The 22,472-nt window shown below is 73.1% G+C and carries 26 protein-coding genes and 5 tRNA genes; 7 read left to right on the plus strand and 24 right to left on the minus strand.

Features of this window, described 5'->3' with window-relative positions:
- Nucleotides 1–5: 5 nt before the first annotated feature.
- From ACIP9H_RS00545 to ACIP9H_RS00570, 6 genes are all read right to left on the minus strand, one after another.
- Nucleotides 6–1,184, minus strand: a complete 1,179-nt coding sequence (locus ACIP9H_RS00545) for a ribonuclease inhibitor (RefSeq protein WP_401585308.1) — start codon at nucleotides 1,182–1,184, stop codon at nucleotides 6–8.
- Between the two features lies 1 nt (nucleotide 1,185).
- The gene (locus ACIP9H_RS00550; protein WP_401585306.1) at nucleotides 1,186–2,556 is read right to left on the minus strand and encodes an SDR family NAD(P)-dependent oxidoreductase; all 1,371 of its coding nucleotides are present in this window, start codon (nucleotides 2,554–2,556) and stop codon (nucleotides 1,186–1,188) included.
- Between the two features lie 29 nt (nucleotides 2,557–2,585).
- Nucleotides 2,586–2,658, minus strand: a tRNA-Glu gene (locus tag ACIP9H_RS00555).
- Nucleotides 2,659–2,668: 10 nt separating this feature from the next.
- Nucleotides 2,669–2,740, minus strand: a tRNA-Asp gene (locus ACIP9H_RS00560).
- Nucleotides 2,741–2,761: 21 nt separating this feature from the next.
- Nucleotides 2,762–2,833 (minus strand) — tRNA-Ser (locus ACIP9H_RS00565).
- A 10-nt stretch (nucleotides 2,834–2,843) separates the two neighbouring features.
- A tRNA-Trp gene (locus ACIP9H_RS00570) sits at nucleotides 2,844–2,915 on the minus strand.
- Nucleotides 2,916–2,996: 81 nt separating this feature from the next.
- On the opposite strand from ACIP9H_RS00570, the gene ACIP9H_RS00575 reads away from it, so the two are divergent.
- Complete coding sequence (locus tag ACIP9H_RS00575) at nucleotides 2,997–3,374, plus strand: MmcQ/YjbR family DNA-binding protein (RefSeq protein ID WP_401956527.1); 378 nt, start codon at nucleotides 2,997–2,999, stop codon at nucleotides 3,372–3,374.
- A gap of 1 nt (nucleotide 3,375) precedes the next feature.
- Here the strand turns inward: ACIP9H_RS00575 and ACIP9H_RS00580 are convergent, their stop codons facing one another.
- A complete protein-coding gene (locus ACIP9H_RS00580; protein ID WP_401585301.1) occupies nucleotides 3,376–3,993 on the minus strand; it encodes a DUF4291 domain-containing protein in 618 nt (205 codons plus the stop codon).
- Between the two features lie 230 nt (nucleotides 3,994–4,223).
- Nucleotides 4,224–5,363: a hypothetical protein gene (locus ACIP9H_RS00585; protein ID WP_401585298.1), complete on the minus strand. Its 1,140-nt coding sequence runs from the start codon at nucleotides 5,361–5,363 to the stop codon at nucleotides 4,224–4,226.
- Between the two features lie 190 nt (nucleotides 5,364–5,553).
- Between ACIP9H_RS00585 and ACIP9H_RS00590 the strand changes: the two genes are divergently transcribed.
- A complete protein-coding gene (locus ACIP9H_RS00590; RefSeq protein WP_401585295.1) occupies nucleotides 5,554–6,693 on the plus strand; it encodes an anion permease in 1,140 nt (379 codons plus the stop codon).
- A 17-nt stretch (nucleotides 6,694–6,710) separates the two neighbouring features.
- On the plus strand, nucleotides 6,711–6,959 hold the full coding sequence (locus tag ACIP9H_RS00595) for a hypothetical protein (RefSeq protein ID WP_401585293.1): 249 nt from the start codon (nucleotides 6,711–6,713) through the stop codon (nucleotides 6,957–6,959).
- A 3-nt stretch (nucleotides 6,960–6,962) separates the two neighbouring features.
- On the opposite strand, the gene ACIP9H_RS00600 is transcribed toward ACIP9H_RS00595, so the two are convergent.
- The 6 genes from ACIP9H_RS00600 to ACIP9H_RS00625 all read right to left on the minus strand — a co-directional run bounded on the left by ACIP9H_RS00600 (nucleotide 6,963) and on the right by ACIP9H_RS00625 (nucleotide 11,100).
- The gene (locus ACIP9H_RS00600; protein WP_401585290.1) at nucleotides 6,963–7,517 is read right to left on the minus strand and encodes a hypothetical protein; all 555 of its coding nucleotides are present in this window, start codon (nucleotides 7,515–7,517) and stop codon (nucleotides 6,963–6,965) included.
- Nucleotides 7,518–7,527: 10 nt separating this feature from the next.
- Complete coding sequence (locus ACIP9H_RS00605) at nucleotides 7,528–7,875, minus strand: ArsR/SmtB family transcription factor (protein WP_401585287.1); 348 nt, start codon at nucleotides 7,873–7,875, stop codon at nucleotides 7,528–7,530.
- Nucleotides 7,872–8,348: an SRPBCC family protein gene (locus ACIP9H_RS00610; RefSeq protein ID WP_401585284.1), complete on the minus strand. Its 477-nt coding sequence runs from the start codon at nucleotides 8,346–8,348 to the stop codon at nucleotides 7,872–7,874. The genes ACIP9H_RS00605 and ACIP9H_RS00610 overlap by 4 nt, the downstream gene beginning before the upstream one ends.
- Before the next feature lie 241 nt (nucleotides 8,349–8,589).
- The gene (locus ACIP9H_RS00615) at nucleotides 8,590–9,393 is read right to left on the minus strand and encodes a hypothetical protein (RefSeq protein ID WP_401585282.1); all 804 of its coding nucleotides are present in this window, start codon (nucleotides 9,391–9,393) and stop codon (nucleotides 8,590–8,592) included.
- Nucleotides 9,394–9,443: 50 nt separating this feature from the next.
- Nucleotides 9,444–9,965, minus strand: a complete 522-nt coding sequence (locus ACIP9H_RS00620; RefSeq protein ID WP_401585279.1) for a SigE family RNA polymerase sigma factor — start codon at nucleotides 9,963–9,965, stop codon at nucleotides 9,444–9,446.
- Nucleotides 9,966–10,008: 43 nt separating this feature from the next.
- Nucleotides 10,009–11,100 (minus strand): MFS transporter, encoded by a 1,092-nt coding sequence (locus ACIP9H_RS00625; RefSeq protein WP_401956533.1) that lies wholly within the window; start codon nucleotides 11,098–11,100, stop codon nucleotides 10,009–10,011.
- 146 nt (nucleotides 11,101–11,246) lie between these two features.
- Here ACIP9H_RS00625 and ACIP9H_RS00630 point away from each other — a divergent pair, with 146 nt between their 5' ends.
- On the plus strand, nucleotides 11,247–11,516 hold the full coding sequence (locus tag ACIP9H_RS00630) for a DUF6343 family protein (protein ID WP_401585273.1): 270 nt from the start codon (nucleotides 11,247–11,249) through the stop codon (nucleotides 11,514–11,516).
- Between the two features lie 73 nt (nucleotides 11,517–11,589).
- On the opposite strand, the gene ACIP9H_RS00635 is transcribed toward ACIP9H_RS00630, so the two are convergent.
- The 4 genes from ACIP9H_RS00635 to ACIP9H_RS00650 all read right to left on the minus strand — a co-directional run bounded on the left by ACIP9H_RS00635 (nucleotide 11,590) and on the right by ACIP9H_RS00650 (nucleotide 14,470).
- A tRNA-Met gene (locus ACIP9H_RS00635) sits at nucleotides 11,590–11,663 on the minus strand.
- A gap of 80 nt (nucleotides 11,664–11,743) precedes the next feature.
- On the minus strand, nucleotides 11,744–12,097 hold the full coding sequence (locus ACIP9H_RS00640; RefSeq protein WP_401956536.1) for a VOC family protein: 354 nt from the start codon (nucleotides 12,095–12,097) through the stop codon (nucleotides 11,744–11,746).
- Between the two features lie 72 nt (nucleotides 12,098–12,169).
- On the minus strand, nucleotides 12,170–13,555 hold the full coding sequence (locus ACIP9H_RS00645; RefSeq protein ID WP_401956539.1) for an FtsK/SpoIIIE domain-containing protein: 1,386 nt from the start codon (nucleotides 13,553–13,555) through the stop codon (nucleotides 12,170–12,172).
- Nucleotides 13,556–13,855: 300 nt separating this feature from the next.
- The gene (locus ACIP9H_RS00650) at nucleotides 13,856–14,470 is read right to left on the minus strand and encodes a hypothetical protein (RefSeq protein WP_401585265.1); all 615 of its coding nucleotides are present in this window, start codon (nucleotides 14,468–14,470) and stop codon (nucleotides 13,856–13,858) included.
- 219 nt (nucleotides 14,471–14,689) lie between these two features.
- Between ACIP9H_RS00650 and ACIP9H_RS00655 the strand changes: the two genes are divergently transcribed.
- Complete coding sequence (locus ACIP9H_RS00655; protein ID WP_401956542.1) at nucleotides 14,690–16,048, plus strand: helix-turn-helix domain-containing protein; 1,359 nt, start codon at nucleotides 14,690–14,692, stop codon at nucleotides 16,046–16,048.
- Nucleotides 16,049–16,627: 579 nt separating this feature from the next.
- Here ACIP9H_RS00655 and ACIP9H_RS00660 read toward each other — a convergent pair.
- On the minus strand, nucleotides 16,628–16,912 hold the full coding sequence (locus ACIP9H_RS00660) for a DUF4190 domain-containing protein (RefSeq protein ID WP_401585259.1): 285 nt from the start codon (nucleotides 16,910–16,912) through the stop codon (nucleotides 16,628–16,630).
- Between the two features lie 29 nt (nucleotides 16,913–16,941).
- Nucleotides 16,942–17,097, minus strand: a complete 156-nt coding sequence (locus ACIP9H_RS00665; protein WP_401585256.1) for a hypothetical protein — start codon at nucleotides 17,095–17,097, stop codon at nucleotides 16,942–16,944.
- A 163-nt stretch (nucleotides 17,098–17,260) separates the two neighbouring features.
- Between ACIP9H_RS00665 and ACIP9H_RS00670 the strand changes: the two genes are divergently transcribed.
- Complete coding sequence (locus tag ACIP9H_RS00670) at nucleotides 17,261–17,917, plus strand: TetR family transcriptional regulator (protein WP_401956546.1); 657 nt, start codon at nucleotides 17,261–17,263, stop codon at nucleotides 17,915–17,917.
- A gap of 65 nt (nucleotides 17,918–17,982) precedes the next feature.
- Complete coding sequence (locus ACIP9H_RS00675) at nucleotides 17,983–18,897, plus strand: YceI family protein (protein WP_401585251.1); 915 nt, start codon at nucleotides 17,983–17,985, stop codon at nucleotides 18,895–18,897.
- Between the two features lie 13 nt (nucleotides 18,898–18,910).
- Here ACIP9H_RS00675 and ACIP9H_RS00680 read toward each other — a convergent pair whose 3' ends face one another.
- From ACIP9H_RS00680 to ACIP9H_RS00695, 4 genes are all read right to left on the minus strand, one after another.
- Entirely contained in the window at nucleotides 18,911–19,705 is a 795-nt protein-coding gene (locus ACIP9H_RS00680) for a VOC family protein (RefSeq protein ID WP_401585249.1), read from the minus strand.
- Nucleotides 19,706–19,828: 123 nt separating this feature from the next.
- Entirely contained in the window at nucleotides 19,829–20,614 is a 786-nt protein-coding gene (locus ACIP9H_RS00685; protein ID WP_401956551.1) for a VOC family protein, read from the minus strand.
- Between the two features lie 92 nt (nucleotides 20,615–20,706).
- Nucleotides 20,707–21,480 carry an ABC transporter ATP-binding protein gene (locus ACIP9H_RS00690; RefSeq protein WP_401585244.1) on the minus strand — a complete coding sequence of 258 codons (774 nt, stop codon included), beginning with the start codon at nucleotides 21,478–21,480 and terminating at the stop codon, nucleotides 20,707–20,709.
- Nucleotides 21,473–22,378 carry an ABC transporter permease gene (locus ACIP9H_RS00695; protein WP_401585634.1) on the minus strand — a complete coding sequence of 302 codons (906 nt, stop codon included), beginning with the start codon at nucleotides 22,376–22,378 and terminating at the stop codon, nucleotides 21,473–21,475. Before ACIP9H_RS00695 ends, ACIP9H_RS00690 begins: the two co-directional genes overlap by 8 nt.
- Nucleotides 22,379–22,472 lie beyond the last annotated feature (94 nt).

A 22,472-nucleotide genomic window follows, 5' to 3' on the forward strand; every position in this document is an offset into this window, starting at 1 on the left:
GGGGCTCAGCGGGGCGTGCGGTGGACGCTGCGGACGGCGGCCACGGCGTCGGGAACGGCGGGGTGGGGCAGGTGGGCGCTGAGCGCGTCGAGACGCTGCCGGACGCTGGTCGCGACACCCTTGCCGAGCACGTAGCGGGTGGGAGTGGCCGCGCCGGGCGCCGCGTCGAGCAGGCGGTGCGCCTCGCGGCTGCGCATGCCGGTGTTGGCCAGGACGAGGTGGCCGAGCCGGTGCGGCGCGGCGGCCAGGGCGGCGGCGATGGCCTCGGCGGCCCCGGTGTCGACGCGGTTGTCCGCGGCACCGAGGACGGCGGCGGCGCGCACCCGGCCCAGGTCCAGCAGTTCGACGCCGGCGGCGGCCGCGGCGGCGACCAGCGCCGCGGTGCCCCGCGGGCCGATGCCGTTGCTCGCCGCGGACAGCCGGGTGAGCCTGCCGTGGGGTGCCCGGCGCAACGCCTCGGCGAGGATCAGGCCGCCCTCGTCGCCCAGGCGCGCCGCGGAGACGTACAGTTCGCCGATCACGCCCCGGGTGATCAGGTCGGCGAGCACGGCCGCCCCTGCCGGCCCCAGCGTGTTGCCGCCGACGAAGAGCCGCTCCATGCCCCGCCCGCCCCCGGCGGCGACGAGCAACGCGTCCACCAGGACCGCCAGCCCCGCGACGTCCAGACCGGTCTGCACCAGGTCCAGGGTGCGCAGCGAGCGCGCCGCCTCCACGAGTCCGGCCGCTGCCGGCCCGCCGCCCGGCCCGAGCGGATTGCGCTTGAGCCACACCCCGGTGACCGCCTGCGGCGAGGCCCGCAGGCTGTCGGCGATGGTGCAGGCGCCGCCCGCGGTGATCCCGTTGCAGCCGAGGTAGAGCGTCTCCACGCCGGTGCCCGCGGTGCGTTCGGCGACGGCGGCGGCGCCCGCGTCGCCGAGCCCGTCGGTGCCGAGCAGCAAGTGGCGGACGGCGCCGGTGGCCGGGGCCTGGCGCAGCGCCTCGGCGACGGCCGCGGCACCTTCGGCGCCGAGTGCCTGTTTGCACAGGTCGAGCCGGCCGTCGGGCAGGGCGGTCCCGGCCTCGAAGTCGGTTCGCCGCGCCACGGCTTCGCCGCCGCGCAGCCAGCCCAGCAGGGGTTCCAGGTCGGTGCGCGGACGCGGCACGACCTCAGGGACGCCCGCGTGCGGCTGCTGGTCGTCCGTCATGTCACCACTCGGCTTCCCGGTAGTCCTTGAGGAACACGCCGGACACCGGGTGCCCGGCCTCGCCGCGCACGATCGGGTCGTAGACGCGTGCCGCGCCGTCCACGATGTCCAGCGGGGTACGGAAGCCGGCGCCGGCGAGCCGGTGCTTCTTCGGATGCGGATTCTCGTCGGTGATCCAGCCGGTGTCGACGCTGCACATGTGGACCCCGTGCCCGGCCAGGGCCGGACCGCTGGTGCGGGTGAGCATGTTGAGGGCGGCCTTGGCCATGTTGGTGTGCGGGTGGCCGGCCGTCTTGTTGCGGACCGCGAAGCGGCCCTCAACAGCGGTGACGTTGACGACGTAGCGGCGCGGCCGGGGCGAGGCGAGCAGCAGCGGCAGCAGCCGGTCGCACAGCAGCGCGGGGGCGACGGCGTTGACGAGCTGGGTCTCCAGGAGCTCGGCCGGGTCGAGCCCGCCGAGCTCGGCCGACCAGGAGTTGCGCGGCGCGGTGTCGGGCAGCAGACCGGCCTCGTCGGTCTCGGCCAGCACCAGTTCGGCCACCGGGCCGCTCGCGGCGGGCAGGGCGGGGGCCGCGCCGAATCCGGGGGCGGTCAGCACCGCTCGGGGCCGCGGCCCGGCCGGCAGCGGCAGCCACTCCCCCGCGGTGAGGGCGGCGTAGGCGGCGGGCGGTCTGCGCACGGTCTGCGCCGCGTTGTTGACCAGGATGTCCAGCGGCTCGCCGGTCTCCCGCAGCCGTTCGCACAGGCCGACGACCTGGCGCGGGTCGCGCAGGTCGACGGCGACGACGGTCAGGCGGTGCAGCCAGTCCGCACTGCCGGGGGCGGCGCCGAACCGGCGGGCGGTGTCCTGCGGGAAGCGGCTGGTGACCAGGAGTTCGGCACCGTCGCGCAGCATCATCAGGGCCAGCTGGAAGCCGATCTTGACCCGTCCGCCGGTGAGCAGCGCCCGGCACCCGGTGAGGTCCGTGCGCGCCCGGCGGTGGGCGGAGTTGTCGGCGGCGCAGTCCGGACACAGCAGGTGGTAGAAGGCGTCCGCCTGCCGGTAGTGCGCCTTGCACACGTAGCAGCGGCGCGGCCGGGTGAACTCCCCCGCGGGGCCGGCGTCGTCCGTGTCCAGGGGCGCGTCCTCGCGCCGGGCCAGGGCTCCGGTGGCGGTGGCCGCGACGACCTCGGCGTCCGCGGCGCTCCGTTCCTCGCGCCGGGTCCTGCGGCGGCGCAGCCGCCCGTCCCGCGTGAACGAGGCGGCGACCTGCTCGGCGCGCAGCCGTACCGGGTCGTCGACCGGCAGCGCGCGCAGTCTGCCCACCACCGCGTCGAACGCGGCGAGTTCGGCCTCGCCGATGACGGCCCCGTCCCCGCCGGTCTCCCCCACTGCGCCCGCCCGTTCGTGTTTCCCTGAGATGGATCCGGCCGGATTCGAACCGGCGTCTCCGCCCTTGAGGGGGCGGTGCGCCTGCCTCTGCGCTACGGACCCGTGCGGACTGCCCGGACGGCCGGAATCGAACCGGCGTCTCCGCCTTGACAGGGCGGCGCGCCTGCCTCTGCGCTACGTCCGGGCATTGCCGATGATCCTATCGGGGGTCCGGCCGGAATCGAACCGGCGTGTTCGCCTGAGCAAGGCGGTGCGCCTGCCTCTGCGCTACAGACCCGCGCGGACTGCCCGGACGGCCGGAATCGAACCGGCGTGATTCCTTTTTGGAGAAGGTGCGCCTGCCTCTGCGCTACGTCCGGGCATTGCCGGTGATCCTAACGGCACCGCGCCCCCGGGCCTACGATCGGGCTGACGCCGCCCGACCGCCCGGAGGAGGCCCCGTGACCGCCGCCCGCGATCCGCTCGCCGTTCGGGAGGAGGTGCGCGCGTTCGCCCTCGCCCTGCCGGGGGCCGGGGAGGAGTTCCCCTGGGGCGAGAGCGTGGTGAAGGCCGCCAAGAAGGTCTTCGTCTTCCTCGGCGTCGGTGACGGCAGCCATCCGCCCCGGATCGGTGTGAAGCTCAAGGACCCCGAGGTCCACGAGCACGCGCTGTCCGGGCCCGGCGCCGAGCCCAGCGGCTACGGCCTCGGCAGGGCGGGCTGGGTCTCCGTCCCGCTCGCCGGGGGCGCACCCGCAGCGGACGTGCTCTGCGAGTGGGTGGAGGAGAGCTACCGCGTCATCGCGCCGAAGCGGCTCATCGCGGAGCTGGACGCGCGCTGACCTACGGTGTCGCGCCGATCACCGCGGCGGTCGCCGCGTCGAGCGGGTACGCCGGCTCGTCCGGCAGCAGGGCGGTCGCGCCCGCCGTGTCGCCCGAGCGGACCAGGTCGCGGACAGCGTGCGCGAGGCCGGTGACGTCCCGGACCGCGCGGAGCCAGTGGTCGGCGTAGTCCCTCGTCGCCCGCCCGGTGAGGCCGAGTTGCAGGGACCGGTACGGCAGCGGGCGCAGCGCGAGGTCGCGTTCGGGGTCCCACTGGACGCGGACCGAGGTGGCGCGCAGCCGCTCGGCCCAGGCCTGGCGGTCGGAGTAGGCCCTGCGGTCGTAGTGGGACAGGCAGGCACCCCGGAGCGCGGACTCGAAGCCCTCGCGGCTGATGTCGAGTGCAAGGACGCGTTCCTGGCCGTCCTTGCCGCCCCATCCGCTGCGGTACATCATCCACAGGAACGACGGCTTGATCCACGTCATGCGCGACCGGCTCCAGCTCTCGGGGAAGCGGCCGTGCCGTGCGGCATAGTCGCCGATCTCGGGACGGTACGCCTGATACACCGTCACGGTGTCCTCGGTGTGGGCGGCTCTGATCCGGCGGTGCGGGGCCGGGGTGGTCGGGGTGGTGTCCATGATGCGGGCATGGTGCCCTCGCGGCTCCGGCGGCCGCCATCGGTTTTTCGCGGAACCGCCGCTCCGCCCAGGCTCGGTGGCAGCCACCCGTTCGGTCGCGGCGGCGCGTCGGCACCGCTGGTGCTCGGCCGGGACGACTGCGTGGCCATCGACGCCGGCCGGTCGACGTCACGCCGCGGCGCACGCCCGGGCCCGCGCGTCGTGGCGATGCGCGCCCTCCTCGCCGTGGCCTACCCGCTGGACGTCGCGAGCGCCTTGCCCAATCGGCGGGACGCGCCCTCGTGCGTGACCCATTCGCTCAGCGTCTCCAACTCGCGCCGCGCCGCACTGTCCCCGAGCAGGCCCAGCGCCACGACGCCCGCCTCGGCCACGTGGAGCGCTCGGGGCGCGTTGCCCGACCGGTGGTCCAAGGAGGTCTCGACGAGGCCGGCGAGCGCGCGGGCGGTGTCCGGCCGCGGGGGCAGGAAGGAGAGCATCCAGGCCAGTCCACGCAGCACGTGCGAGTTGTGGGGGTCGAAAGACGTGTTCACGTCGAACGGGAGGTGCGGATGGCCGAGCAGCGGGACGGTCCGGTCCCGGTGAGCCAGTTCCAACCACCGGTGCATCGCCCGTCGCGCCTCCTCCGGGCCCACGGCGTCCAGCAGGGCCGATCCGGCCCGCCGCCACTTCACCGACGGCGCGCCCGCCGTCGCGGGGGCCGCGTGCTCCAGCAGCCGCTGCCACGGCTCTCCTCCGGCGGCGGCTTCGCTGAGGGCCGCGTCGGCCCACGGTTCACCCGGATTGAGCGCCGGGCCGGGGAAGTGGTTCAGCAGGTTCCGCAGTCCGGGTTCCGAGCCGTTGGCCGCCGCACCGGCGCGCCGGAGAGCGGGCACGTTCGCCGCCGCGCCGGTACGCCGGAAGGCGGCCAGGACGGCGGTGTCGGGAGTACGCCCGGCCGCGAGTTCCGCCTCGGCCAGTTCCCAGATCCGGTGGCCCGACCAGACGAGCCACTGGTCCCTCAACCGGCCGAGTTCTCGCTGACGTTCAGCGGCCAGCAGGCCACCGTCGAGGTCGCGGACGACTCCGGAGGCGACCGTGAGCAGCTCCGCGCGGAGGTACTCCCGATCCCGCCTGAACTCCTCGGCCGACCAGTCCTCTTCCACGTGGCCGTACCAACGGGCCCACATGCCGCCGAGTTCCAGCCGGTCCCTGTCGGCCAGCGCCCGCAGGAGCTCCATGTTCCGGGAGCCGACACCGGTCATGGAGCCGTTGTTGCAGGCCGCCCGCATGACGGCGCGCGACAGCTCCGGCAGATCGCCGCGCCCGGCGAGGACCTCGAAGTGAGCCGCCTGTTCTGCCAGGACCTGGGTGTTCCCCATCCATCTGCTCATGACCGGAAGCGTAGGAGCAGCCACTGACATCCCACCCGGCCCCGCACCCGGGCACCGGGACGTGGGCGCGGTCCCCGTATGGCCGCGCGGGCGGTGCGCCCCGAGGGCCCGCGGCTTAGCGTGGAATCCCGACGCGACATCTGCACGAAGGGCCCGGGCCGCCGCGCGGCAGCCGGGCGGGAGGTCCCCAGTGGGCTCTGTCACGTTCCTGCTCGTGGTGGTCATCGTCACGGCTCTCGCATTCGACTTCACCAACGGATTCCACGACACCGCCAACTCCATGGCGACCTCGATCGCCACGGGCGCGCTCACCCCCCGGGTCGCCGTCTCCATCGCCGGGGCGCTGAACCTGCTCGGCGCCTTCCTGTCCACGGAGGTCGCGAAGACCATCTCCAACGGCATCGTCGACGACAGCAAGGTGTCATCGGTGATGATCTTCGCGGGGCTCGTGGGGGCGATCCTGTGGAATCTGCTCACATGGCTCGTGGGGCTGCCGTCCAGTTCCTCGCACGCCCTGTTCGGCGGGCTGATCGGGGCGGTCTGGGTCGGCGCCGGGGGCTCCGCCGTCCGCGTCGGCGAGGTCCTGGAGAAGATCGTCATCCCGGCCGTGGCCTCACCGGTCGTGGCCGGCGCGGTGTCCCTGCTGGCCACCTACCTCGCCTACGTGATCACGCGGCGGACGTCGAACCGCGAGGTCGGCCGCGGCTTCCGCGCGGGCCAGATCGGCTCGGCCTCGCTCGTGGCGCTGGCCCACGGCACCAACGACGCCCAGAAGACGATGGGCGTCATCACCCTGACGCTGATCTCCGCCGGGGTGCTCGCGCACGGCGCGGGACCGCCGTGGTGGGTGGTGCTGAGCGCGGGGCTGGCGATCGCGCTGGGGACGTACGTGGGCGGCTGGCGCATCATCAGGACGATGGGCAAGGGGCTGACCGACATCCAGGCCCCGCAGGGTTTCGCGGCCGAGACCAGCGCGACGTCCGTCATCCTCGCGTCGTCGCACATGGGTTTCGCGCTGTCGACCACCCAGGTCTGCACGGGCAGCATCCTGGGCGCGGGACTGGGCCGAAGACTCGCCGAGGTGCGCTGGGGCGTGGCCGGGCGCATCGCCGTCTCCTGGGTGCTGACGCTGCCCGCGGCGGCCGCCGTGGGCGGTGTCGCCGCCTGGGTCGCCGGCCACGGGAACGTGGGGGTCGCGCTCGTCGCGGGCACCGCGCTGGCCGCCGCCACCGGCTTCTACGTCCTGTCCCGCCGGCGGCCGGTCACCCCCGACAACGTGAACGAGGAGCGCCCGAGGGTGCCGGAGGCCGCGCAGCGGTCGGCCGTCTGAGCGGCGAGGAGCGACGCGTGGACATCAAGTGGGGCAATCTCGCCTCGGTGTTCGGGGCCGGCCTGGGCATCACGATCCTGGTGGTCGTGATGTTCTCGCTCGGCATCGCCGCCTGGGGCCGCGCCGGCGACGGATCGGGGGGAACGCCCCCGCCGGAAGGAACGCGTGACGTCCACCGCAAGGTCGCCCTCGGCGCGGCGGCGCTGTGCTTCGCCGCGTGCCTGGCAGTCGCGGCCTACGGCATCGACCTGATCATCCCGGGGTGACGCTCAGAGCCGCGTGCCGTCCAACGCCGCCGGGGGCGCCTGGAGCGGGGTGACGGTACCGGTGCCGGTGCCGGGGTCGCCCTTGCCCGGCGCGGGAGGCTGTCCGGGCAGCGGGAGGGCGGCGGCGACCTTCTTCTCCACGACCTTCTCCGCGGCCTTGCCGCCGAAGTAGAAGCCCACCATCACGATCATGAAGGTGTTGAAGCTGTCGTAGACGTCGTCCAGGAAGCCCGTCTTGTCCGCCATCGCCCGCGCGACCTCGCTGTTGAACGAGGCCGCGACAAAGCCGAAGTAGAGCACGGTGAAGGCGGACATCACGGCGGTGCGGACATCGCGCGAGTCAGTGAACAGCACCAGGAAGGTGCACAGGCTCATCGCGGGCAGCGCCACGGACAGCCCCGCGATGCCGATGTCCTGGCCGAAGAACCAGAAGGTGGAGCCCACGCCCAGCGCGAGCAGCGTCACGTTCACCACGACGAGCAGCGAGCCCACTCGCCAGTTGATCCGGCCGTCGCCGATGCGGCCGGAGAACACGTCAGGCGGTCTCTCCCCGTTCACGGCGCACAGGCTACACCGGGGGTCCGGCGCCGGGTTCCTCGGCCAGGCGTTTGATGGCGCCGAGCCGCGCGTCCCACTGGGCGGCGACGCGGTCCATCCACCGCGCCGCCGCGATCAGCCGCTCCGGCCGCACGGCGTACCGCATTTCGCGCCCCGCGCGGCGTCCGGCGACCAGCCCCGCCTGGTCCAGGACGGCCAGGTGCTTAACGATCGCCTGGCGTGTGACGGGGAGTTCGGCGGCGAGCACGGTGGCGGTCGTGTCACCGTGCCCGGCAATGGCGTCCAGGATGCGCCGTCGCATCGGATCGGCCAGCGCGGCGAAGACGTCCTCCTCGCCGCCCGCCTGACGTTCCGTCATACGGGCAGCTTCTCCGTGTACGCGGCGAATCCGGCCAGGACCTGCGTCCACCCCTCCGAGTGACTCTCGTACCCGGCCTGCGCGACGCGGTCCTCGGGGATGTCGAGGGTCGCGAAGCCGCTCTCGACCACCCGCAGCAGCGTCCCCTCGCTCTCGGGGGTGAGGGTGAACTCGACGAGCGTGGAGTTGTCCTCCGCCGCCTCCACGCCCGGGAAGGCGCTGGCCCAGCGGTAGGCGAAGTAGCGCGGCGGCTCGACGCTCACGATCCGCGTCGGATAGATGTCCCCGCCGTGGTCCAGGCGCATGATGCCGCCCGGGCGCAGGTCCATGGACCGAGGCTCGCCACTGCCGCCCGCGTCCTGGCCGAACCAGCGGCCGATGTGCTCCGGACGGGTCAGCACCTCCCACACCCGCTCGACGGGCGCTCCGATGCTGATCTCGCGTTCGATCCGGTCCTGGGTCTGCGTGCTCATGGCCGTACCTCCATCGACGACAACCTTACGTGCAACTCCATGGTTGCACGACATCGACCCGATACGCAACCTCGGGGTTGCACATGGTTGCCCCGAGAGTCCGGCCACCGCGGGGGCGGCAGGCCCAAGTGGGCCCGCGGTGCGCGCCGTGCCCGACGTCGTGGGCGGCCGCGGTGGGCAGGCCCCCCGCAACGCGGCACCACAGGCAGCCAGTTGGGACCGCACCGCCCCGGCGCGGCCTTCAGGACGGTGGAGGGAAGGCGTCGAAGACCTTGTCCCAACGGGGCGAGCGCACGAGTGCGCCCAACTGCGCCGGGGTCAGCGGCGGATCGGGCCGGGTCTGCGGGGAGCCCTTCTCCGCGGCCGCGTTCCATTCGCTCGCCCCGATCTGCCCGCCCCTGGGCGTGGTCAGGACGGCACGCCAGTTCTTCGGCCCCTCGCGCTCGTCCGGGTACTCCCAGCCCTGCAGGACCGTCAGCACCAGCCCGTCCCCCAGTTCGGTGCGGGTGCACTTGGTGCCCTTCTTCATAAAGGACGTGTCCGGGCACTCGTTGTCCTGCTGCTGGTTGCCCATGACCCAGCTCAGGTCGACGGAGACGGTGGAGGCGCCCTTGCCGTCGTCGAAGACGACCTCCGCGTACGGGGCGGGATCGCCCCCCTCGAAGGCATGGGTGCCCCTTGCCCGTTCGCCCGTCACGCTCCCCGGCGGCAGCAGGGCCTTGAGCAGGTCCACCATCTCCTGGTCGGAGACCTCCGGGGCCCGGGGACTGGCGGTCGGCGCCGGCGTCGGCACTTCCGCCGTGGCCGATGCCTTCGCCGGTGTCCGCGTCGCCGGGACGGCCTGCCGGGAGTCGCCGCCCGGCACGACCAGCGCGACGGCGACGCCCACCGCCGCCACCGCGACGACGGCACCGCTCACGGCGGCGCGGCGGCGCCGGAGGGTCCGGCCGCGCGCGAGGCCCCCGGCGACGAGGGAGCGGTTGTCGGTGCTGAAGCTGTCGCCGGTGCTGCGCAGTGCGGCACCGAGGTCGTCTTCGAAGGGCATGGGGATGTCACCGTCCGTGGGAGAGCGGGAAGTCGTGAACCGGTGGGGGATCAGCGGGCGGACGCGAGGTCCGCGAGACTGTCGCCGAGCAGTTCGCGCAACCGCGCGAGCGCGCGGAACGAGCGCGTGCGCACGGTGCCGGAGGTGAGCCGCAGGGCTTCCGCGGTCTCCTCGATGCTCCGGTCCTCCCAGTAGCGCAGCACCAGCACCGCGCGGTCCTTGGGGGACAGCCGGGCCAGGGCGTCGAGGAGGGTCAGCCGCAGCAGCGTCGTGTCGCCGTCCGGCGAGGTGCCCGCGGGGATGTCGGGCACATCGCCTATGGGCGACTCGCGGTTGCTGCGCCGCCGCTGATGGGTGAGGAACGTACGGACGAGCACGGTCTGGGCGTAGGCGGCGGGATTGCCGATGCGGGCGATGCGCCGCCAGGTGAGGTACATCTTGCCGAGGGTCTCCTGGACGAGGTCCTCGGCCAGGTGCGTGTCGCCGCCGGTGAGCAGGCAGGCCGAACGGAAGAGGTGCGCCGCGCGGGTGGCGGCGAACTCCAGGTAGTCCTCCGTGCGTTCGTCGTGCATGTACCGTCCCGTGGTCGTGATCGTCTTCCGGCGCGCCTTCACTTCACTGACGCGGTGGACCATTGGAAATGTTGCACCGCCACAGCAGCAGGGCCCCGGCCAGGAACGGCAGTCCGGCCACGGCGAACAGCGGCCCCGGCCCCGCCCAGCGCGAGCCGAGCGCCCAGAGGCCGAACAGCAGCAGGGCGGCGGCCTCCGAGCCCAGTCCGGCCAGGGAGGTCACGGTGGCCCGGGTGCGGTCGCCGAGCAGCTCCTGGAGGCGGGCGTCGGCGGCGGCAGCCGCCCAGTCGAAGGCCCCGAACGCCATCGCCACGGCGACCAGGCCCACCGGATGGACGCCCGACGTCCCCGCGCCCACGGCCAGGCACAGCCCGGCCGCCGCCGGGGCCGCCGGGGCCCAGCGCATGCCGCGTCCGGCGAGCCAGCCGCCCGCGGTGGCCCCCGCGGTGACCAGCAGTACGAGCAGCGGCACCAGGGGCGCGTCCACGCCGGTGGCCCGCGCCAGCAGCGGTACGTACTCGTCCAGCGCGGCCGCGCCCGCCAGCAGCGACACCACGGCGAGCATCCGTGCGACCCCGGGCTCCTGCCGAGCCTCGGTGAGCGCGTCGCGCAGCAGGGCGCCGTAGGCCGCCTCGTCGTGCGACGCCTCCCGGCGCCGCTCGGGCAGCCGGAGAGCGGCGAGCGCGGTGAGCACCGTCACGGCGATGCTGGCCACCCCCACCGCGAGGTACCCGCCCGCCGCCAGCAGCGGTCCGGCCGCAGCCGTCGCCGCCAGCGCGGCCGTGGTGCCGATCGCCTGTGAGCGGCCGATGAGCCGCGCGTACGCACCGGCCGCGCCGACCCCGCTCAGCCCCTCGTGGACCAGTGCCTGCAACGCCCCCGAACGCAACGCGCTACCGGCGCCCCACAGCACGAATCCGGCCGCGAACGAGGTGTAGCCGGGCAGGAATGTCCACAGGGCGAAGCCGGCTCCGGTCAGCAGCGGCGCGACGAAGAGCAGGGTGCGCCGCGAGAAGCGGTCCGCCCACACCCCGGACGGCACTTCCAGCGCGAACGCCGTGAAGGACCAGAGGGCGAAGAGCGAGGAGATCCCGGCCTCGGAGAGCCCGGAGTCGGCGAAGAGCACCGCGTACACCGGGTAGAGCGGGATGAGGTCCTCGAACAGGGCGTAGGCGTACAGCCTGCGCGCGAGGAAGGACTCCGGGGACTTCCCTGTCGATCAATGTCGCCATGTCATGACACGAGCGTACGCGGGTACGTCTCCGGTGAGGAGTGGTTTCCATGCATCTGGGACGTACCGGAAGCGAGCCCCTGCAAGCCCGCAGCGCGCTGCGGATGAGACTGGGGCTGGCCGTCTTCGGACTGGTCTGGGCGATCGCCGGGACGGTGATCTTCTCGATCCTCGGGCAGATGGGCTGGGCGATCTTCTTCGGTGTGCTGGCGCTGGCCGCCGCGACCGACCTGGTGGTGGTCGTCCGCCACATCCGGCAGGGCCCGCACTACCAGCCGGGGCGTGACGTACCGCCGTACCACCCCGTGAGCAGGAGGTGACGCCGCACGCACCCGTGGTGAAGCGCGAAAACGCGGAAGGCCCGGTACTTGCGCACCGGGCCTTCCGTTTCAGTAGCGGGGACAGGATTTGAACCTGCGACCTCTGGGTTATGAGCCCAGCGAGCTACCGAGCTGCTCCACCCCGCGTCGGTGAACACCACCCTACGGGGTGTCGGCCCCAGGACCAAATCCATTTCCCGCGGCCGCGCCGAGGGGCCCGTGCGGGCTCAGGCCGGCTGCCACAGCTCGATGCGGGTGCCCTCGGGATCGGTGACCCAGCCGAACCGGCCGATGCCGTCCATGGACTGGGTCTCCTGGGCCACGTCGGCCCCCTTGGCGCGCAACTGCGCGAGCATCGCGTCCAGGTCGCGGACCCGGAAGTTGAGCATGGTCTGCTGCGTGCGCGACCCGAAGTAGTCGGTCCCGGACTCGAAGGCAGCGAACACCGTCGCCCCGGCCTCCTGGCGCCACAGGCCGTGCTGGTCGGTGTCCAGACCCAGGCAGTCGCGGTACCACGCGCTCAGTGCCTCCGGGTCGTCGGCCCGCAGGAAGTATCCGCCGATTCCCAGTACATGTTCCATGCCGCCCATCCTGCCGGAACTGGTGTACGGCGGCGGTTCGGATGCCCGGTCGCCACGCCCGGAGCGCGGCCGCTACTCCGGTCCCGGCCGGGGCCTGGGCAGCGTCGGCGGGTCGTCCGGCCCCTCCGGGTACCCCGGGTCCCCATCGGCATCCGGGGCGTACGGCCGGAAGGGGTCCAGGGCCGGCAGGTCGGGCACCAGATGGGCGTAGGCGCGGCAGACGGCGGCGGTCTCGGCGATCGACACCAGCGGGGTGCGGATGTGGGACCAGCCGCCGGAGACGTCCCCGGCCACCGCCACGCCGGCCCGGTCCCGGGCGATCGACGTCGCGGCCGCCATGGCCTCGGGCGCGAAGTCGGCCAGGCCGATCTCGGCGGTCTGCCGGCTCACCCGGTGCACCACCCGGCCGGTGAGCTGGGCACGGAGCAGCCCCGCGCCCTTGCCGAGCTCGGGCCCGAACCGCTGCCCGCAGATCTCCAGGTAGATGCCGACCGGACGGGCCCGCTGCGCCAGCCGGATGAGGTTGGCGACCATGCGGTCCCGGGTCTCCTCGTCGAACGTCGTGGCGTTCGGGAACAGCTCGGCGATGTCGTCGACCAGGACGACGACCGGGAAGGGCCGGACGTAGGCGGGAAGCCCCCAGATGTCAGACGCGACCTCCTCCTCGGGCTCCGTGAGCGCCGCCCCCTGCTGGTCCTTGAGCAGGTCGAAACGATCCTCCATCTCCACCACCAGGGCCTCCAGCAGCTTCGACGCCTGCTCGCGGTCGGTGGCCAGGGCCGACAGGCGGGCCGCGTAGGGGGCCTGCTCCACGCCGCGCTTGCAGTCGATGCCGACCAGCGCCACCGGCAGCTTGGCCAGATTCATGATCAGGTTGCGCTGGTACACCGTCTTGCCCGACTGGTTGGCGCCCAGGGTCAGCGTGTGCGGGATCTGCCGGTAGTCGCGCACGAAGGTCGTCCCGTCCTCGCGCAGCGCGACCGGGACCACCATCGGGCCGGACGGGAGACGGCGCGGCATGCGCACCTCGCGCAGCACGTCGTAGCCGGTCATGCGCAGTTCCACCACCCCGGGCCTGACCGGGACCACGCTGAGGGCGTGCACACCCCAGGCGTGCCGCAGCCGGCCGGCGGCGGCGGCCACGTCGGCCGGTTCCAGCCCCGGCGGGAGCCGCAGCCGGACCCGCAGTCCGATGAGGGAGCCGCTGACCCGGCGGATCCTCGGCGGCACCGGCCGGGCCTGCCCGCGGCCGGCGGCCCACACCGCGAACGCCCGCAGCCGGGACGGGGGCAGGGCCAGCCCGCAGGCGACCATCGTGGAACCGTACGTGGCCAGGAACCGGCCCCAGGTCAGCGGCAGGCCGACCAGCAGCCAGAAGGCCACCGGGTACCGGCGCCGAACGTAGTCCAGGCCGCCGGCCAGTGTGAGCACCAGGCCCAGGAGCACGACGACCCTCATGGTGATCAGCCCCTGCCATTCGACGCGGCGGCCCGGACCCGTGCGATGGCCGCCGCGGCGCGGACCGGGAGGGATCCCGTGCCGGGTACGGCGGTTGAACGGATGGTCGCAGTTCCCGGACCCCCGTCCCGGGAACCGGCGCAGAAGGGCGCCGTACGCAGCCCGGATCGGTGACGCCGCTACTGCGGATGGCCGCTGACGGGCCGTCGGGCGCCGGTGCGCGGACGCGACGGCGGCGGGGCTCCCCCCGGTGCCCCGCCGCCGCGTTCCGCGTGCCGTCGTGCCGCTCGGCCGGCCGGGTCAGCCGTAGAGCTTGGCGACGGCCCTCGTGGTGGTCTTCTTGAAGGCCTTGACGGGGGCCTGCTTGAGCGTGCCCATCTGGCTCCACTTCACGACGGTCACGGTCCGGCCGTCGCGCCCGATGCCGTAGAGCGCGACACCGTGCTCGGACTCGGGGGGCGCGGTGTGCACGCCGTAGACGTGCGCACCGTTCGCCACGCCGAGCGGGCCGTAGTCCTTCCAGTCGGCCTCGCCCTGCGGGTTCTGGCGCTCGAAGCGGGCGGCGCAGCCGCGGACGGACGTACGGAGCCGGGTGGCCAGGTCGCGGGCGGCCGCGGTGTTCTTCGCCGTGAAGGTGAGCTGGACGGCACCGGTGTCGAACTCGGTGCCGAACTCCCGGTACGCGGCGCCGCGGGACGGCAGGACGCGCTCCAGGCAGAAGACCGGGTAGTCGGGCAGGCCCTGGGTGACCCGGCCCCCGTACCAGGGGGAAGAGGGGTGCGGCGGCAGTTCCTTGGGCGCCAGGAATTTCGGCGCCGGCGCGGCGGCCTCCGCCTCGGCCGCCCCGAGGCCGAGCAGTGCGGTGGCGGCGACGGCCGCCACGACGGCGCGGCGGGTCAGTGAGTGCTGGTACACGATGCGTCCCCGTTGTCTGTGGTGTGGTTCTCGGTCGTGGTGCCGCCGGCGCCGGAGCGACGGCGGCGATGTGCACCAGGCTGCGCGGGACGGTCGCGGCCCGGCAACGGATGCCGCGTCATCCGGGACGCCGGAACGGTTCCGCGTACCCTGGCCTGGGGAGAGGGGAGCGCCCTGGAACGGGTGCCGGGAACGCGGGACGACGGCGGGGGCACGGGGATGGCCGGTACGGCGGCGGGCAGCGGGCAGTTCGCGGAACGTCTGCGCGCCCTCAAGGAAGCCTCGGGGCTGAGCTACGGGCAGCTGGCGGGCCGACTGCACGTCAGCACGTCGACCCTGCACCGCTATTGCCACGGCGACGCCGTTCCGGCGGACTACGCGGTCGTGGAGCGCCTGGCGCGGCTGTGCGGGGCGGGGCCGGAGGAACTGGTCGAGCTGCACCGCCGGTGGGTGATGGCGGACGCGGCGCGGCGGACCGGCAACCGGGGCGGCGGTGCGGAGCCCGCGGACATGCCGCAGGAAGCGCCTGATGAGCCCGATGTACCCGATGGGCCCGAGGAGGCCGCGGTGGAGGGCCCGGTGCCCGTCTCAGGGGAGCCTCCGCGCCTGCCTCCGCGCCGCGGTTCGTGGCGCGGTTCGTGGCGCCGCCGGCTGTCCCGCCCGGCGGTCGTGGTGTCCGCGGCCGCGCTCGTGCTCACCGGCGCCGCGCTGGCGATGACCGACGCCGCGGGAGACGGCCGTCCCCTTGCGGCCCGCACGGCGCCTTCCGCGACCGGCGGCAGCGGCAGTGCCCGCGCCTCGGCCCCCGTGACGGAAGGGGTGCCCAGCGGCCGCCCGTCGCCGACGCCCTCGGCGACCGGGACCCGTTCCGCTCCTTCGGTCGCTCCGTCGTCGGGCGGGCCGTCCCGCCGGCCCTCACCGTCGGGAACGCCCAGGGGCTCCACGCCTGCCGGCCCGGACGTACCGGCCGGGCCGCTGACGTGGAGTGTGCGGTCGCACGTGTGGGAGAACGGCTGCGACCACCGCTATCTGATCGACCGTCCCCCCGCCGACGTCCCGCCGCCGCCCGTCGCACAGGATGCCCGGGCCTGGGCGACCGCCCTCGACGCCGTGCACGGGGGCACCACCATCGTCGAGACCACGCTGCGCGGCAGGGGCGCGGCGCCGGTGGTGGTGCAGGCGCTGCACGTGCGGGTGGTGGAGCGGCGCGTCCCGCTGCGCTGGTCCTCGTACGCGATGGACAACGGCTGCGGAGGTGCCCTCACCCCGGCCGTGTACGCCGTCGACCTCGACATCGCGCGCCCCCTCGCCCGTCCCCAGGACGGCTTCGACGGCGAGCGGACCGTCCCCGCGGTCCGTCTGCCGTACCAGGTCTCCGGCCGGGATCCGCTGGTGCTGCGGGTGGACGCCCGGACGCAGGGCTGCGACTGCGACTGGTACCTGGAGGCCGACTGGACCTCGGGCGGGCGCACGGGCACGGTCCGTATCGACGACGGGGGCCGGCCCTTCCGCACCAGCGGCGTCAAGGGCCGCCCCCAGTACGGCTACTGGCCGGAGACGGGCTGGACCCGCGGCTGAGGCTGGGGGCTGCCGGCTTGCGGGCCTGCGGGCCTGCCGGCTTGCGGGCCTGCGGCTTCACAACCCGGGGCAGGGCGATCCGCAACGCGACTCCCAGCGGGAACGGGCCGCCGCCGGCCGGGGCGAGGGAGATCAGGAGTCGATCCCGGCGTGCCCGAGCAGGGTGACCGCCGTCCCGAAGCACGCGGCGTACGCGATCACGAAAGGCTGCTCACGGCCCACGCCGGCGCCGCCCTGCCCGGTTCCTTGGAGTGCCGCGGTCCCCGATCGGGATGTCCGTCGGGCGGGCGGCCGCCGGGTAGGAACTCGGCCCGGAGATCTCGGAGTTGGCGACGTGGGACCTGACGGGGGCGATGGGCCGACCGCGCCCCCGCCGAGACGTTCCACCTGGGCGGGGCCGCCCGCTTCGACCCCGGGGCGGCGGTGGGCTTCCGCGCGGTGCGCGAGTTCCGCGTCGACGACGGAACGACCGAGGCGCCGCACGGACCGGCGCGGGGAACGGCGCCGTGCCGGCGTCCGGCGACGCCGGCGTGCTGCCGGCCGTCGCCCGCGGGATCGCGGGCGCGGGCCGACGGGGTGTCAGGAGCCGAACGGCAGCAGCAGCCCCTTGTTCATGGTGAGCAGTACGACCAGCACCATCAGGTCGGCCGCGCCGAGGACGAGCCCGATGATGGCCCGCACGGGACGCTTGGTGCCGCGCACCAGGGCGACGCCGCCGAGGACCAGGGCGAACGGGCCGAGCACGATGTTGAAGGCGAGCAGGCCGACCAGTCCGAGGACGAACGAGGCGACGGCCATGCCGTCGGCGCCGTCCGAGCCGTCCTTGGGGCGTACGTCGCGGCGAGTGGGTGCGTAGGAGTCCATGGGTCGAATCCCCCCTGGGAGACGTGGAGTCAGCGGTGGCGGTGGTGGGAGAGGCGTTCGCGGACCGAGAAGACGAGCAGCCAGGCGGCGATCGCGCCGGCGGCGGTAAGGAACACGGGGAACGAGGTGCAGGAGACGGTGCCCAGGAGGATCCCCAAGGCGACCAGGGCGACGAGGAACGTCACGAGGCGCTGCCTTTCTCGATGACTGCGATGCCGCGGCGGTACGTGCCGCGGACGGGCGGAGCGGGGCGAGGTGGCGCTTGAGTGAACAGTTGGAATAACAGTTGTTCACTGAATCCGTAGTCTAGTGTCGCCAAACTCAGCGAACAGCTGTTTACTGGATGACATGAGTCACACCCTCGGGGTCCGCGAGGCCCAGAAGCAGCAGACCCGGCAGGCCCTTCTCGACGCGGGCCTGCGCCTGCTGGAGAACCAGAGCCTGAGCAGCCTGGGACTGCGCGCCGTCACGCGCGAAGTGGGCGTCGCACCCGCGGGGTTCTACCGCCACTTCCGCGACATGAGCGACCTCGGGGTGGCGCTGGTCGGCGAGTCGCTGAGCAGCCTGCACGCGATGATCCAGGCGATCCTGGCCGAGCAGGACGACGCCGGGGAGGTCATCGCCCGCTCCGTGCGCCTGATGGCACGGCATGTGCACGAGCACCGGCCGCACTTCCGGTTCATCGCGCGCGAGCGCCACGGCGGCGTCACCGCGGTCCGTGAGGCCATAGCGGCCGAGATGGCGCAGTTCGCCGAGGAGGTGGCCACCGCCCTTGCGGCGCAGCCGATTTCGGCGGGCTGGCGCACCGAGGACGTGCGCATGCTGGCCGAACTCTACGTCGACCGCATGCTGATGACCGCGATCGCCTTCATGGAGGCGCCGGCGGACGACCCCGCGGCCGCGGAACGCATCGAACGCACCGCCCGCAAGGAGCTGTTCCTCATCCATCTGGGCCGCCGGCACTGGCTCGCCGCCCAGGAGGACGGCAGCGCGCCCCAGGGCTGAGGGAGCGTGCCACGATCCGGAATGGCGATTCGCACTTGCGGAGATCGGCCATCTAAGGTGAAGCCATGGCCATCGCACTCTTTCGGCGCAATCGTTCGGCACGCAACGGTACGGAAGCGGCGGTGCTGGCACCGCCGATCGCCAGAGGCGCGGGACTGATCAGCTGCCAAGTGCTGGACCCCCTCGGGCAGCCGATGAACGGCGCCGAGATCGTGGTGACCGAACTGGGCAGCGGACGCGTGCGGGTGAAGGCGACCAGCGACCCCTACGGCACCTTCCTCGCGACGCTGCCGCCCGGGCAGTACACCGTCGTCGTCTCCGCGGACAGCCTGCAGCCCTACCGCGGGACGGTGGAGATAGCCGAGGGGCTGCAATCGCCCATCGGCAGCATCCAGTTGGCCCCCTCCCCCGGGCTGGAGCTGCCGCCCCCCGGCACCTGGCTCTTCGACCCCCCGCACACCGCGATCCGCTTCATCGCCAAGCACGTGGGCATGGCGCATGTGCACGGCCGCTTCGACCGCTTCGAGGGCGGCATCCGGGTCGCCGAGCGCATGGAGGACTCGCAGGTCGAGATCAGCATCGACGCCGCGAGCATCAACACCGGCAACCGCACCCGGGACAACCATCTGCGCTCGGCGGACTTCCTGGACGTCGCCGCCTACCCCTTCATCCACTTCGCCAGCGACCGCTTCCTGCACCGCACGGGCAACAAGTGGACCGTCCAGGGCCATCTGACGATGCACGGCACCAGCCGCTCGGTCTCCCTGGACACCAACTACCTGGGCCTGGCGACCGGCGGCTACGGCGAGGAACTGCGCTGCGCGGCCCTCGCGAGCGCCGAACTGCACCGTGAGGACTACACCTTGAACTGGCAGAACATGCTGGCGCGGGGTATCGCGGTGGTCGGCCCGACCATCAAGCTGGAGCTCGACATCCAGGCCATGTTCTCCGCGCACGACACCCCGACGCCCCCGGAGTAGCCGGGCCCGGGCCTCAGAACGCGCTGTCGGCGGCGGGCGTGATGACCGCGAACACGGCGCCCTGCGGGTCGGTGATCTGGGCGAAGCGGCCGACACCCGGCATGTCCGTCGCGGGCACGCGCAGGGTGCCGCCCGCCGCCACGGCCTTGGCCACGGTCGCGTCGACGTCGGCCGCCGTGAAGTACGGCAGCCAGTGCGCGGTCGTGCCCGCGGCGAGCTGCGCCTCCTCCAGCAGCCCCACGCCGCCGTGGCCCGCGTTGTCGTCGCCGGCGCCCGGGGAGACCACCACGTACGTGAATCCGGGGTTGCTCATGTCGTCGGTCTTCCAGCCGAAGACACTCCGGTAGAAGTCGAGCGCCGCGGGCACGTCGGCGGTGTACAGCTCGGTCCAGTACAGGCTGCCGGGCTCGTTGACGACGTCGATGCCCTGGTTCGCCCCGGGCTGCCAGACGCAGAAGTGCGCCCCGGCCGGGTCGGCGAAGACCGCCATGCGGCCCTGGTCGAAGACGTCCATGGCCGGAGCGCGGACCGTGCCGCCGGCCTGCTCCACCGCCTTGGCCGTGGCCTCGGCGTCCTGGGTCCGGAAGAACGGCTCCCAGGCCGCCGAGCCGGCGTCCGGGTCGCCCGGGCCGATCCCGGCGACGGTCCGCTCGCCGATCTTGAACATGCCGTAGCCGCCCGCGTCCGGTCCGGCCGAGACGTACTCCCAGCCGAACACCTCGCCGTAGAACGCGGCGGCGGCCTTGCTGTCCGGCGCTCCCAGGTCGAGCCAGTTGGGCGCGCCGGGGAGGAAGTCTGTGCTGAGCATGGGGTGCTCCTTCGACGGAGGGTGTTTCCCTGGTCGCGCACAGTCTTGCAGGGGGTACTGACAACGCCCCCGACCAGCGGGAACAGCTCCGCGGGCGCCCCGGTCACACCGCCCGACGGACCGTCAGGAGCGCGGCGGCTGGCTGGCGATGACGGCGAACACCGCGCCCCCCGGATCCGCCAGGTGCGCGAAGCGGCCGACGCCCTCGGTGTGCTGCGGGGCCATGACCACCGAGCCGCCGAGCCGGTCCGCCGAGCGCACCACCGCGTCGCAGTCGGTGACCTCGAAGTACGGCAGCCAGCGCGGGACGACGCCCGCCGCCCCCATCTCGTCGGTGATCCGCACGACGGCGCCGAGGGTGGTGCTCCCGTCCGAGGTGGACAACACCGTGTAGCCGGAGTCGCCGAAGGGGACCTCCTGCGCCTGCCAGTCCAGGACGGAACCGTAGAAGGCGATGGCCGCGGCGGGGTCGGGCACGAACAGCTCCGCCCAGCACAGGCTGCCGGGTTCGGTGACCAGGTCCAGGCCCCGGGTCTCGCCCGGTTGCCAGACGGAGAAGTCCGCGCCGCCGGGATCGGTGAAGCCCGCCGTCCGCCCGTTGGTGAACACGTCGAAGGGCCCGAAGCGGACCGTGCCGCCCGCCTGCTCGACGGCCTTGGCGGTGGCGTCGGCGTCGTCCGCCTGGAAGAACAGCATCCAGGCCGGGGGCGAGCTCTCGTCGGCGGACGGACTGAGGGCGGCCACGGTTCTCCCGTCCAATTGGAAGAACCCGTAGCCGCCCGCTTCCGGCCCCAGGGGCCGTATGTCCCAGTCGAAGAGCCCGCTGTAGAACGCGGCGGACGCGCCGGGATGGCTGCATCCGAGGTCGAGCCAGCTCGGGGCCCCGTGGGCGTAGTGAGTCGTGAGCATGACGGGCTCCTTCGCTACGGCCTGCTGCCCTGTGCCGTCCTCCCGCTTCCGCCCTCAGTCTGGCACCGCCGCCCGGCTCCCGCCGGGCGGCGTCACTTCTTGGCCTTGGTGAACTCGTCGTACGCCTTCAGCACGTCCGAGGTCGAACCGTCCATGCGGAGGGTGCCGTGCTCGAGCCAGATGGCGCGCGTGCAGGTGTCCCGGATCGTGTTGTTGTTGTGGCTGACGAGGAAAACCGTTCCGGCTTCCTCGCGCAGCTCGCGGATCCGGGCCTCGGAGCGCTTGCGGAAGCTGTTGTCACCGGTGGCCAGCGCCTCGTCGATCATCAGCACGTCGTGCGTCTTGGCCGCCGCGATGGAGAACCGGAGCCGGGCCGCCATGCCGGAGGAGTACGTCCGCATCGGCAGGGAGATGAAGTCCCCCTTCTCGTTGATGCCGGAGAACTCGACGATCTCGTCGTAGCGCTGCCTGACCTCGTCCTGGGTCATGCCCATGGCCAGGCCGCCGAGCAGGACATTGCGCTCGCCGGACAGGTCGTTCATCAGCGCGGCGTTGACGCCGAGCAGCGACGGCTGGCCCTGCGTGTAGACCTTGCCGCTCTCCGCGGGCAGCAGGCCGGCCACCGCCTTGAGGAGGGTGGACTTGCCCGAGCCGTTGGAGCCGATCAGTCCGATCGACTCGCCGCGGTACGCGGTGAAGCTCACACCGCGCACGGCGTGCACCGTGCGCACGTTCGGGTTGCCCTTGCGCCGGATGATGCGCGACAGCGCGTTCACGGCGCTGCCCCGCGCCGCGCCGGCGCCGTGCACCCGGTAGACGATGTGCAGGTCGTCCACGATCACGGTGGGAATGCGCTCGTCAGCCACGGCCGTACCGCTCCTCTGCCTTCCAGAAGTACACAAAGCCGCCGACGCCCATCACGACGGCCCAGCCCAGCGCGACCGGCCAGACGTGCGGCGGCAGCTGGTCCGCGGTGAAGCTGTCGATCAGCGCGAAACGCATCAGGTCGATGTAGACGGCGGCCGGGTTGATACCCAGCAGCACCTTGACCACGTAAGGGGCGTGCGCCGCGACGTGGCTGATGCTGTACATCACACCGGACATGTACATCCACGTGCGCAGGATGAACGGCATCAGCTGCGCGAGGTCCGTCATCTTGCTGCCGATGCGCGCCACGACCATCGCGAGGCCCGCGTTGAACACCGACTGGAGCAGCAGCGCCGGCACCGCCAGCAGCCACGACGGCCGCGGCACCTCGCCGGTCATCAGCACGATGGCGAACAGCACGAGCATCGACATCATGAGCTGCTGCAGCTGCATGAGCGTCTGGGCGATCGGCAGGCTCGCGCGCGGGAAGTGCAGGGCGCGCACCAGGCCCAGGTTGCCGGCGATCGCGCGGACGCCGGCCATCACCGAGGACTGGGTGAAGGTGTAGACGAAGACGCCGGTGACGAGGAACGCGATGAAGTTGTCCACGCCCCGGTCGGTGCCGAGCAGCAGGCCGAAGATCAGGTAGTAGACGGCCGCGTTGAGCAGCGGCGTCAGCACCTGCCACAGCTGGCCGAGGCGGGCCTGGGTGTACTGCGCCGACACACGGGCCGTGGCGTACGAAATGATGAAGTGACGGCGCCCCCAAAGCTGCCGTACGTACTGGATCAGGCTTGGCCTGGCTCCGCTCACCGAGAGGCCGTACTTGGCCGCCAGTTCGCCGGGGGGGAGCGTCAGCGTGCCTGGCGGCGCGGTGGCCGCGGAGGAGGACTCGATGTCAAGGCTCACGGGGGCGGCGCTTTCTTTCGAGGGAGGGGGTGCGGGGTGGGGGGTTAACGCTAAACCGGAACGACACCGTACCGTCGTGATC

This window comes from Streptomyces sp. NPDC088732 (genome assembly GCF_044751205.1).
Taxonomy (GTDB): Bacteria; Actinomycetota; Actinomycetes; order Streptomycetales; family Streptomycetaceae; genus Actinacidiphila.